This is a genomic window from Bacillus cereus (assembly GCF_002564555.1).
Classification (GTDB): Bacteria; Bacillota; Bacilli; order Bacillales; family Bacillaceae_G; genus Bacillus_A; species Bacillus_A cereus_K.
Genome location: NZ_NUVD01000036.1, coordinates 1 through 11,505, shown reverse-complemented (window position 1 = coordinate 11,505; position 11,505 = coordinate 1). Strand labels below are relative to the sequence as shown.

The window sequence follows — 11,505 nt, the reverse complement described above, 5'->3', positions numbered from 1 at the left end:
TATTCCTCTATATTTTTCTCAAAGTTAAATAAATTTATTTCATTCGCATTCCTTCACATACATTTTTAAATTTTTTATAAATTTACCCCTTCATAATTTGCAATTTATTGTTTTTATGAAAAAAAATAGACTTTCATAAGTCTATTTTTTAAAAAATTCGAGTTTGATTTTTTTTTCAAAATGTTATAAAGTTGTTTCCGAATTAAATTTTGACAAAAATATCATTTCAAGGAGGATTATTCCATGCAAGAATCACACAAGAAAAATACTAAAAGAAAGGTAGTCGCATCACTATTATGTTTATCTGTATTAGCAGCCCCGGTTGTGCCCGAAGCCTCTGCAGCACAAAACACAGTTTCTAAGATTAGTAGTGAGGAACAAGTTGGTCATATGATTTTAAAGGTCACTCCAAGTAACCCGACTCCTATGCCAGGCGAAACAATAACATATCAATACAAACTTACTAATGCAACGAATAAAGTAATTAAAGATGTGTGGGTTGTAGACTGGCATGTTAACATGCTGCAAGAATATTTTGACTTAGGTAATGATAACGCTTTCGGACCTGGAGAAACAATTACACTCTCCAAAAAATATACTGTTCCAAAGGATGTAGAAGAGGGGAAAACTTTTCGAAGCCTAGCTACTGTATACGGTACTGCTGATGGAAAACAAATAAAAATAGCGGAGAAATCATCTATTACCGTAGATGTAGTGAAGCCAGAGATTTCATTAAGAATTTCAACGAATAAAGAAGTTGTAACACCTGGGGAAAAAATAACTTATACTTATAAAATTAAAAATACGGGTAATCGAAACTTAACGAATGTTTGGGGCGCGGATTGGCATCTTGGTATGCATCAGGAATATGCCGACATTGGTGCTGACAATATTTTATCACCTGGAGAAGAAGCAACTGTTCAGAAGGAATTCATTGTCCCAGAAGATGCTGAAGATGAGAAGCTTATTTACAGTGTAGCATCTTACTACGGTTATTATGGCGATACAAAAGTCCAACAAGATTCGCGAGTTGGTATTACAGTAAGTCACAATCTTATTACAAAAGCTCAAAAAGCAGTGAATAGCCTATTTGCTGATGAAAGTTATTCCACATTACATGCTCATATTTCTCAAAATGAAATTGATGAAGCTCAAAAAGCAGTAATGCTACTTCCTGATGCAAAACATAAACATCAATTAGATAAAGAAATGGAACAGGCTCAACATTTACTTAACTTACTAAACGATGCACGTAGCACTGTGCATGGACTCTTTGCAGATGATGCTCACTCCAAACTAGGTGCAGAAACAACTCAACAAGATATTAATACTGCAAAAGAAAATGTTAGCAAACTTCCTAACAACCAAAATAAAACAGATTTATTAAATGAAATTCAAAATGCTCAGCGCCTTCTCAAAGAACAAGAAGTAACAAATTTAAGCAATGCTCAAAAGAATGTGAATGATCTTTTCTTAGACGAAAATCACATCGCATTAAATAATGGACTTAGCGAAAAAGACATCGAGAAAGCACTAGAGAAAGTACAACTTGTATCAAATCAAAAAGACAAAAATACTCTAATGAAAGAGATTGAAAAAGCTCAAAATCTATTAAATTCACTAAATGAAACTCGAAAAATTTTGAATAATCTATTTACGGATGATTATCATACAGCACTAAAAGAAACTACTACACAAGCAAGTATTGATACTGCAAAAGAAAATGTTGACCAACTTCCTAGCAACAATGACAAGAAATCTTTACTAAAAGAGATTGAACAAGCTCAAAATCTACTAAATTCTGCTCAGGCTTTCAAATTGCAAGATGCTCAAAAAGCGATTAACGATTTATTCACGGCCAATGATCATAAAACGTTAAAAGCTGCTATTAAACAGGATGACATTGATGCTGCCAAAGCGAAAGTTGATCAACTAAATAATACTGAAAACAAAACAAATCTATTAAAAGAAATTGAAAAAGCTCAAAACCTTTTCTCTGAACTACAAACTGGTCAAAAGCTTTTAGAATCATTATTTACAGATGGAATTGGATCTCCTGTTAAGGTTGGTATCACGCAATCTGATATTAAAAAAGTACAAGAAGAACTCAAAAAATTACCTGATAGCCCTGGTCGCACAAAATTATTAAGTAGGGTTCCAGTTAACTTCTCTAATATTAGTTGGTATACAAAACAATTCGGGAATAAAAATGTAACTGATACAGCAGAAATCAAAGTTTCAAAAGTTTATAAAAATACAAACCGTGAGCCATTTGTTGATTTTAACTTTGCCTATACTTTAAAAGGTGCCCAAATTACAGTTTCAAATCGTGATGTTCTTGAGGCATCTATCGCCCCAGAACATGCAGAAGCAGGCAATTTAAACATGAAAATTCTAAATAGAGGTACTACAAAAGTAACAATTAGTTCTGCTGATGGTTTATACTTTAAAGAGATTACAATAAAAGTTTTATAAAATTAAAGGGATAGTTAGTAAATCTGACTATCCTTTTCTTTTATTTATTCTGTATCTACCATTAGGTTAATCATAACTTTTAGCTTTAAACTATACAGTTAGATTAATCGAAAGTGATGATGAAAAGCAATACATATTTTTGAAAAATAATACAAATTTAGTCGCTTATACAAATAACCTCTAAAATTAGAAAATACAACACTATCGGTATCCTTTTTGTTCCAAATTATAAATGTATATCTAACAAAAATAAACCAGTTACTTTTCAGCAACTGGTTTATTTCTGCTAACTTAATAGTCATGTTCTTCTATGAGAGACTTTTTCTTACTCCCCATATTCATCCTAATAAAACGCATAAAAATTTCCAGATACAGGCCCTTGAGAAAGATTTGTAACTTTCATTACATAGATACCACGTTTAATATTATTAAAATACAACTTTCCTTGCTCTTTTGTATACATGCCTGTTAGTGTTCTTGCAGAAGACTTTCCTAATGGACTAAGTGGAATTAATTCATACATAACTTTTGCTTCACTTCCATCTCTTGTGTACTGCATTGCTCCTATTGTCACATCATTTACTGGATGATCAAATAAATATAAATCATTCATTCCAGGCATCCATTTAAATGATCCTCCCTGCTCAAGAGAAAAACTAAAGTTCTCTGATGTTTCTTTAGCAAACACATCATTTCCCCCTATAAGCATAAAAACAAATATAAAACTCATTGCAGCCCCTAAAATCTTTTTCATAGTTACTAATTTCCCCCTTTTAATATTTCGATTCACATAATGGATTCCCTTTCCCAATACGAAACGCCTGTATTCTTTTGGAATGTTAACATTTTATACATATAATAACTTTTTCTATAATATAGTGAAAATTCTAATATTAACCCTTTCAATACATCTTTTTTCTATTAAAAAATTAGGCAGTGTTCATGATATATCAGAAGAAATTGTTAACAAATTAATTAGATCCTATTCTCCTATTACATCCACAGCTGAAAAAGAAGTGCTTCTTTTATAAGAAATTTTTTCTAAACATACAATATTCTTTTGATATAGTATTCACCACTATACTGTTTGAGTGTTGTTCACATAAAAAAAAGACATCCTTCCGGATGCCTTTCCAAAGTTGCTCAGTTTACACATTTTTACGAATTTGATAGGACGTTAGGTTCGAATCTAACGATTAAAGAAAAATCCAATCCGTTCTATTACATTATATACTAATCTGGACTAGCAACCCTATGTAATTTTACATATTGGACACAATATGCGCAAAACCTTCGGTTATTGGTTCTATAAACAAACAAAAGATGTCGCTATATTGCAAGAAATATTAAATCACAGCACTCCACAAATTACACTGAAATACAATAAGTATTAACAAAGAAGAAAAAGATGACATGACTACTAAAGTAATGGTTACAATCCCATCTTTATTCGCTGATATTGAACGAAACTATATACTGGAGCGTACACAGGTTAGTCGTATTAAGTATGTAGAAAGTGGCGGGAAACTGGGGAGAACGCCTAAGATCAATAAGTCTAAAACTGAATTGATACTCGAGTTACTTGAACAGGGAAAAACTAAACAGGAGATTGCTGATTTTTTAAATGTTGATAGAACTACGATTTATCGCACATTAAAACGAAATGGTTATTAGGCATTTTATTGATATCGAGTACCAGCTATGCTTCTATAGAATATATCCATTTCTAAAACATTCGCGTTCTTGCTTAAAGACTGTATCACAACAAAAAGGAGCTAAACTATAGATATTAGCTCCTTTTATTTGCAAATTATTTTATTATAAAGGATACGATTACTAAAATAACAAGCAGAATTCCGCTTAATAATTGTCCTATTCCAGAACTCTGTCCATTAATCAACAAGTTGAAAAGATTTTTTCTTGTTTGGGTTTTTCCTACGAATGCATCATCTTTTTTCATTCTATATACGCCCCATAATATTAATACTATTCCAAAAAGGATACCGAATAATTTTAAAGCCACTATATTTACCTCCATTGATTATGTATATATTGAATTTTTTCTCAATCACTTTATAGTTGTTGTTACAACTATAAACAACACTTTCTTATCATTTCTAAAATTAATTATTACTTCTTATGATTTTATTATTACATATAAACGTTGAAATGAACTATCTACTAATCTTACATAAAGATGACAGTTCTGTAAGGTTAGTAAAACAAACAAGCTATCTACAAAGGTCTTTGTTTCTTGTGTTGTGAATACATATATCAAAAAATACTTTACACTCTCCGTTACGTTACTTCGTCTTCTCTTATTAAGTAAAACAAATATTTGAACAGCAAGAAATTCTTAAAACTTCATAGAGTGATTTCACTTGAGCAAAAATATTTATATTTTCGTCAATCGCAAAGGATCGAATCAACAAGAAATGAGTATACTTGTAAAAATAGACTTTTTTTTTATCACTTATAGCCTTTGTGTCCATGGCTGTCAAAATTATAGTTTTTCCCATTAATTTCAACCGTGGTATCTGTATAAATAGAACCATCCTCTTTAGCATAATAAGTAAAGTATCCGTAATAAGGGAAATGGTATCCGCCACCAACTTCGAACCATCCTATTTTAGCTGCTCCAGACTCATCGAAGTAATACCATTTACCATCGATTTCTTGCCATCCTGTTTGCATTTCGCCTTTATCGTTATAATAGTATATTTTATTGTTAACTTTATCAAACCCAGTTAGCTTAGCCGCTCCGTCCTGATTAAAATAATATCTTTTCCCGTCAATAGGTTCATGACCATCGAAAGTATAGTGTTTGCCACTCACGAAATGATATTTTTTACCATCAATTTCTTTCCAACCAGTATAGGCAGGCCCTTCTTCGAAACTGTAATAAACCAGTACGGGTTGATCCTTTTCATCAAATAATCCAGGTAAAAAGATTTTAGAGACACCGTTTTTTCTAATAGAACCATCTTTTTCAAACACTAACGTTTTCTCATCAAGAGTAACATGATTCACACTATTTAGCGCTTCTCCATTCAGCCTAGAAGCCTTCTCAAGTACGCCTTTATCAGAAAAGTGAAGAATGATATTTTGATCTTCTAGACGCAATTCATTTGTAGTAGCCTTGTAATCTTTAAAATAATAAATTTTATTATCAATTTCTTTCAAGCCTTCTTTAATAAACGATCCTGAAGCATCGGAATATTCTAGACCATTCCATGCTGATTTCTGCAGAACACCGTCATCGTTGAAGTTATAGTACTTCCCATCAATGAATGAGTCAGATCCGCTAGCTCCTTGGGCCCTGTGATTAGCAGTTGGATGAAAATAATACGTATTCCCCTCAATTTCTTGCCAGCCCTTTAAAAGAATTCCTGAAGAATCCGCATAATAATTAGAGTCCTGTCTCTTTATCCAACTATTCGTTATCAATTTTCCTGCATCGTATGCAGTCCATATAGAGGAATCTTTTTCATCAGGTTTGAACTCCAATCCGGCATACGTCATTCCTTCGTGTTTCTTTGTTTCATTTACCTTACTAGGATGCCAATCAATTAACCAATTACCAATTTCATTGTTGGTTTTTCCTTGGAAACGAATGTCAGAACTCAACGCATTATTGGTAGTGAATCCTTTACGATCCTTAGTATCTGCCAAACGTGTTCCATTCTTGTTTATCAAATTGAATTTAAGTAGGTCGGCAGCAGAATTTTCGATTTGAACAAGTTCTAATACTTCGTCATCACCAATCGAATCTGAATATTGAAGTCCATTTCCTTCTTTCCCCGAAAGATACTTCGAACCTTTTTTTACAACTACTTTATTGCTTCCTTTTTTAATCGGGATAATTTGATAAGTTGTATCAGCACCCTCTAATGAAGTATGTCCTAATGAAATCTTTGTTTCTAGAATCAGATTCGTATCTGCAAATACATTTACTACGCGGTTATTAAAGTCTGCAAGGGCTTTAGAATCATTCGTAACATAATTAGAAAGAACTTCTTTACCTACCGGCTCTGAAGTAGCTGTTCCTAATTTTCGTTTATCTTCTGGTAGTTGGTTAAAAAGATCCCTAAAATTATAGCGGACATCAAGCACACCACCTTTAGTATAAGCACCTGGGAATGCTTTTCTTACAAATTTATCTGCTAAATTAGTGTAATGACCTTCATTGCTACTTTCTAGATAAAAGGTTTGCCAATTTGTAAGAGCAACACCTGTCTTTCCTTCATCTAATTGTTTTTGTGTAATATACAAAAGATTATGTTTAGATACTTCTGGTTCATCAGGATTTAAGTCTACTATTGTACCAGCTTGCTTAATACGAAGTTGTTGCCCATGTTTGATTGTTTTATATTCAACTTTCCCATCAGCATAAGCAACTTTAACCTTCTTGCTAAAATTTTGATCTTTATAATAATCAAACACAGTAATACCAAACTCTCCTTTTTGAAAAGTAGGAGCTATGTAAGCACTGTTTTCAAGACCACGGTTATAAAGGGATTTTGCACTGGTTTCGTCTAGCCACTCCCCAAATGGCTCTGCAAGAAACGTATTATATATTTCTCCAAATGTTGTAATAATCGTTGCGGCCGTATCAACATCTGCCTTTACCTTATTTTCCGTTAATGGACCCGCTAATGGGGTAGCGCTGAATAAAATACCCATTGCAATTCCTACAGGTAGGACTTTTGGTATCCTTTTTTTGTATTTCTCATTCATAACGTCATTCCTCACTCTATGTTTATTTATTTTTTTCCTACTTATTAAACTGAATTTAATGTTCGGAAGCTCATCATAATATAAATATCTTTCTAATTCCTTTCATAAATGTTACAAAAGTCTTTCGTAAGATTACAAATAAATCAGATTTCTACGAATTTTGATCTATTTAATTCACTAACAAAGAGGGTGTTACCAAACGATAATTCTGCTTCTTTACAGTTATTTATAGAAATACAGCTCGTTCTTGCCCTCACTAAATCTCCACGCAACTTCTCCTTCTTCCATACTTTTTACAAAAAATAGGTGATAGATTTCAACTCTATCACCTGTTTTTATTATTTTTTATTTTGCAAAATAAGCTGCACCAAAGTTTTCATTAAATCTCTTACACCATACAGAAACTGCACCGTATGTACTTACATCTATCTCATTAGGAATTTCATAGTTTTGATCGCCTTTGTTGCCTTTTAATTTTCCTAATTCAATATACTTATAATTTTTAACATCCTCATTATTTTTCAATTGCTTCGTAGGAACTAAAACAACTCGAACGTCCGGGCCATTAGAAGTTGAAAAATTAGTAAGGCGTAAAATATGTTTACCATCAGCTAATTGATAGATCGTTGCTACTCCAGCTGTTTCATGGACACCGTTCTGAAACTGTCCTTTGGTTACTATTTGTTCTTGTAGTTGAGATTCTTTTGATTTTATTTCTGTTTGTGGCAATGCTTCATTCACGTTCTTATCAATAAATAATTTCTCTGGCCTGAACAATGACCATAAAATCCCCAATACAATTATCAAACAACCTATAAACCATACATATTTTCTTTTCATAAAGTAAAAAACCTCCTGTAACATACTGTGTAGTAGTATATTAACAAGAAGGTCTTTCATTTTTCTAACGTAAATGTTACAAAAGTCTTTCAGCCGGCTTATTTTTTTCTGATGTGATGGGAAGAGTAAACCAAAATTCACTTCCCTGCTTACCATCCGAACGATCTCGAACGCCAACTTCTCCTTTGTGCAGTTCAATTAATGATTTTACAATGGCTAATCCGAGCCCTGAACCTCCAGATTGTGAACTTCTTGATGGGTCAGTTCTGAAAAAGCGTTCAAATATGCGCAATTTATCATTAGGGGAAACACCTTCTCCTTCATCACGCAATATAAATTTGACTTGCTGCCTCTGTTTATTGTCTTCTACAATCAGCTCGATTTTTCCAGATACAGGGGAATGACGGATTGCATTGTGTAACAAATTACCGATAACTCGTGCTATTTTACATGGCATAATCCAAAGTCGAGGTAATGTGTCGGAAACATGTAATTGTAAATGGATATGTTTCTCCTCTAATAAGATAGAATGTGAATTTAGTACTTCTAGTAGAACGCTGTCCACATGTGATAAACTTGGATAAAACTCTTCTTGTCCTAGTTCTAACTTTGAAAGATCAAATAAGTCATTGATTAATCCATTTAGTCGTTGTATTTCTTTTAGGATTGTCGTTATGTACTGCATTTTCATATCAGGATCTTCAATCAAATTATCTTGTAATGCTTCTATCATCAATTGTACGCTAGCCATAGGTGTTCGTAGGTCGTGTGAAATATTCGCAATCAGCTCTGTACGTGCTTTTTCTCCTTCCTCTAACTTAGTAAACCCCTCTTCTAATTTTTTCGCCATCTGTTGAAAAGCTGTTGCTAATTCTTTAAACTCTCGTGGTTCTTTTCCTATTATATATATCGTTTCAAAATGTCTATCACTAAATTGTTTTGTTAATTCAATTAAATTTTGAATAGATCTCATAATAGGACGTGTAAGTAACCAGTAAAGAAAGGTTGAAAAAATCATTGCTATGATTGCAATTCCTGTTAATAACCGTGTTTGTTCCGGCTTAAGTAACATTTTCGTATCACTATACCATATAGCAATGACCATAACACTCATGCTTAATAGATTCATCAGTAACAATTGATAACGTAATTTCATGTTTCATTTCCTCCATTTGAATCAAAGCTATACCCTATTCCCCAAACCGTATGAATCCAACGGTTCTTTGTTGAATTCTTCTCTAATTTTTCACGTAAACGACTCATTAATACCGTTACTGTGTTCGTACATCCTTCATACTCAAACTCCCAAATTTGTTCAAGGAGTTGTGAACGAGAAAACACTTGTTTTGGATGGGTGGCCATTAAATAAAGTACCTCAAATTCTTTATTTGTTAACTCAACTTCACACCCACAAACAAGTACACATCTCTTCGTTGGGTAAATCTCCAAATCTCGGAACTTTATTACTTCTGATACAGGTTCTCTCGTTTCTATAGTTGTCTGATTTCCTCTTCTTAATATAATTTGAACCCTTAGTACTAATTCGCGAGGTGAAAACGGCTTTGTTACATAATCATCTGCTCCCATTGTTAAGCCCAAAATTCGATTTCTTTCTTCTGACCTAGCAGTTAACATAATAATAGGAACATTAGATTGTTGACGAATTTCCTCGCATAGTTCCCAGCCATCTTTTTTCGGCATCATCAGATCTAAAATGATTAAATCTGGTTGATATTGCTGAAATATATACCAACCCTCTATTCCGTTTACAGCTGTATATACTTCATAGCCTTCCCTTTCTAAGTACCGTTTGCATATTTCTCGGATATTGTCTTCATCTTCTATGATTGCAATTCTTTTTTTCATTCGTAAAATCTCCTCGGTTCTTTTATTGATAGCGAAAAAATATTTCTCTTATTTACTCTTAAAGAATACATAAGTTATTCATCTAAACGGAACAGAATATTATTGCCAATTGATAATAAAACACATTGAACGTACATTCAATAGAAATCATAATTATATACGTCAGATGGTCATTTTAAACAAGAATACTGTGTGCTTAATAGTTCTCAATCCAAGTAACCTCTGTGATTTTTGCCCATGTTTCATAATCTACCATTGAACAGTTTATTTAGGTTTCTTAATGAATTTAAATATGCAATTTTACATATATTCAAAAAACAATCTACTTCCTTACTGGCCAATGCTAAGATTATACATGAGGGTGATGTTAGATTATATATCAAATGGAGGAATATTTATGAAAAGAAAAATTTTTGCTTTAGCTTCAGTAATTGCTTTATCAGCCCCTATTCAAAGTGTGGCGTTTGCACATGAAAATAACCATCAATATGGGACATCTTTTGGTCATAAGTGGTCCGCAGAAGCCATCCATGATGAAGGAGTAAGTACTCATTTATGGATTGTTAACAGAGGCATTGAAGTTATGGCCCAAAATAAGACCGTTGTGAAGCCAAATGAAATATCTCTATTAAATGAATGGCGTAATGAGTTAGAGAAGGGTGTCTACTCTGCCGATTATGAAAATCCGTACTTTGATAATGGCACATTCGCTTCACACTTCTATGATCCTGATACAGGAAGTACGTATCTTCCACTTGCCAAACATGCAAAAGAAACAGGAGCAAAATATTTCAAATTAGCTGGTGAATCCTATCAAAATAAAGATTTTGAAAATGCATTTTTCTACTTAGGATTATCACTTCATTATTTAGGGGATGTTAATCAGCCTATGCATGCAGCGAACTTTACCAATGTTTCGCTTCCTATGGCCTTACACTCAAAATATGAAAACTTCGTCGATACTGTGAAAGACAATTATAAAGTAAAAGATGGGAATGGCTATTGGAATTGGAAAAGTGTAAATCCAGAAGATTGGGTTCATGCTTCTGCAGTTGGTGCAAAAGCAGATTTCCCACTAATTGTTAATGATAAGACAAAAAAGTTGTTTCTAGATGCTGCTATATCACAAGACGCTGCTGATAAATGGCGTGCTGAAGTAACACCGGTAACTGGAAAACGTTTAATGGAAGCACAACGTATTACAGCTGGATATATCCACTTATGGTTTGATACATATGTGAATAATAAATAACAAAATACGAAAAGAGAGTCCTTTTCAAAGAAGGCACTCTCTTTTTTCAATTAGATAGTTTCTCCATGATCTAAACAAAGTAGATTAACTTTAACTGATTGCTTTTCAATAGATTGATTAGCAGTACCAAAAGATAAAATCCCTGTAAAAATCATTACAGTTAAAAGTACTTTTTTCATTATTTTCAGGCTCCCTTCTCTAAATCCTTTTTGTCAGCATCTAGAGCAATGTGAAGGTATCTACTGGCTTGTTCATAATTGTTAAGGTCATAGAACTTATTTCCGAGAATTGAAGCATATTCTTTTACATGACCCCTTGAACTACCCCCGCTTTCA

General features: G+C 33.0%; 9 protein-coding genes and 1 pseudogene. 3 read left to right on the top strand and 7 right to left on the bottom strand.

The annotated features are described in order from the left end of the window. Nucleotides 1–243 precede the first annotated feature (243 nt). Nucleotides 244–2,475 (top strand): toxin Cry1Ac domain D-VI-related protein, encoded by a 2,232-nt coding sequence (locus COI75_RS16945; protein WP_098448498.1) that lies wholly within the window; start codon nucleotides 244–246, stop codon nucleotides 2,473–2,475. A 343-nt stretch (nucleotides 2,476–2,818) separates the two neighbouring features. Here the strand turns inward: COI75_RS16945 and COI75_RS16940 are convergent, their stop codons facing one another. After that, nucleotides 2,819–3,229 (bottom strand): hypothetical protein, encoded by a 411-nt coding sequence (locus tag COI75_RS16940; protein ID WP_000721841.1) that lies wholly within the window; start codon nucleotides 3,227–3,229, stop codon nucleotides 2,819–2,821. Between the two features lie 520 nt (nucleotides 3,230–3,749). Between COI75_RS16940 and COI75_RS27355 the strand changes: the two are divergent. Then, nucleotides 3,750–4,149 (top strand): annotated as a pseudogene (locus tag COI75_RS27355) (helix-turn-helix domain-containing protein); the annotation flags it as partial. Between the two features lie 136 nt (nucleotides 4,150–4,285). Here COI75_RS27355 and COI75_RS16930 read toward each other — a convergent pair. The 5 genes from COI75_RS16930 to COI75_RS16910 all read right to left on the bottom strand — a co-directional run bounded on the left by COI75_RS16930 (nucleotide 4,286) and on the right by COI75_RS16910 (nucleotide 9,918). Continuing rightward, complete coding sequence (locus COI75_RS16930; RefSeq protein ID WP_001185471.1) at nucleotides 4,286–4,498, bottom strand: hypothetical protein; 213 nt, start codon at nucleotides 4,496–4,498, stop codon at nucleotides 4,286–4,288. Between the two features lie 446 nt (nucleotides 4,499–4,944). Continuing rightward, nucleotides 4,945–7,212: an N-acetylmuramoyl-L-alanine amidase family protein gene (locus COI75_RS16925; protein ID WP_098448497.1), complete on the bottom strand. Its 2,268-nt coding sequence runs from the start codon at nucleotides 7,210–7,212 to the stop codon at nucleotides 4,945–4,947. A gap of 345 nt (nucleotides 7,213–7,557) precedes the next feature. Continuing rightward, entirely contained in the window at nucleotides 7,558–8,052 is a 495-nt protein-coding gene (locus COI75_RS16920; RefSeq protein WP_000824725.1) for a DM13 domain-containing protein, read from the bottom strand. A 76-nt stretch (nucleotides 8,053–8,128) separates the two neighbouring features. Further along, complete coding sequence (locus COI75_RS16915; protein WP_000776988.1) at nucleotides 8,129–9,208, bottom strand: sensor histidine kinase; 1,080 nt, start codon at nucleotides 9,206–9,208, stop codon at nucleotides 8,129–8,131. After that, entirely contained in the window at nucleotides 9,205–9,918 is a 714-nt protein-coding gene (locus COI75_RS16910; protein WP_000745801.1) for a response regulator transcription factor, read from the bottom strand. Before COI75_RS16910 ends, COI75_RS16915 begins: the two co-directional genes overlap by 4 nt. A gap of 397 nt (nucleotides 9,919–10,315) precedes the next feature. On the opposite strand from COI75_RS16910, the gene COI75_RS16905 reads away from it, so the two are divergent. Next, nucleotides 10,316–11,170, top strand: coding sequence for a phospholipase C (locus COI75_RS16905; RefSeq protein WP_000823154.1), 855 nt, complete (start codon nucleotides 10,316–10,318; stop codon nucleotides 11,168–11,170). A gap of 50 nt (nucleotides 11,171–11,220) precedes the next feature. Here the strand turns inward: COI75_RS16905 and COI75_RS27350 are convergent, their stop codons facing one another. Next, entirely contained in the window at nucleotides 11,221–11,349 is a 129-nt protein-coding gene (locus tag COI75_RS27350) for a hypothetical protein (RefSeq protein ID WP_000757040.1), read from the bottom strand. Nucleotides 11,350–11,505: the final 156 nt, after the last annotated feature.

What these genes read in the sequence shown, in the direction of transcription:
- COI75_RS16920 (WP_000824725.1), bottom strand. Translation starts at nt 8,052, where the DNA reads ATGAAAAGAAAATATGTATGGTTTATAGGTTGTTTGATAATTGTATTG.
- COI75_RS16940 (WP_000721841.1), bottom strand. Translation starts at nt 3,229, where the DNA reads ATGAAAAAGATTTTAGGGGCTGCAATGAGTTTTATATTTGTTTTTATG.
- COI75_RS16925 (WP_098448497.1), bottom strand. Translation starts at nt 7,212, where the DNA reads ATGAATGAGAAATACAAAAAAAGGATACCAAAAGTCCTACCTGTAGGA.
- COI75_RS16910 (WP_000745801.1), bottom strand. Translation starts at nt 9,918, where the DNA reads ATGAAAAAAAGAATTGCAATCATAGAAGATGAAGACAATATCCGAGAA.
- COI75_RS16905 (WP_000823154.1), top strand. Translation starts at nt 10,316, where the DNA reads ATGAAAAGAAAAATTTTTGCTTTAGCTTCAGTAATTGCTTTATCAGCC.
- COI75_RS16945 (WP_098448498.1), top strand. Translation starts at nt 244, where the DNA reads ATGCAAGAATCACACAAGAAAAATACTAAAAGAAAGGTAGTCGCATCA.
- COI75_RS16915 (WP_000776988.1), bottom strand. Translation starts at nt 9,208, where the DNA reads ATGAAATTACGTTATCAATTGTTACTGATGAATCTATTAAGCATGAGT.
- COI75_RS27350 (WP_000757040.1), bottom strand. Translation starts at nt 11,349, where the DNA reads ATGAAAAAAGTACTTTTAACTGTAATGATTTTTACAGGGATTTTATCT.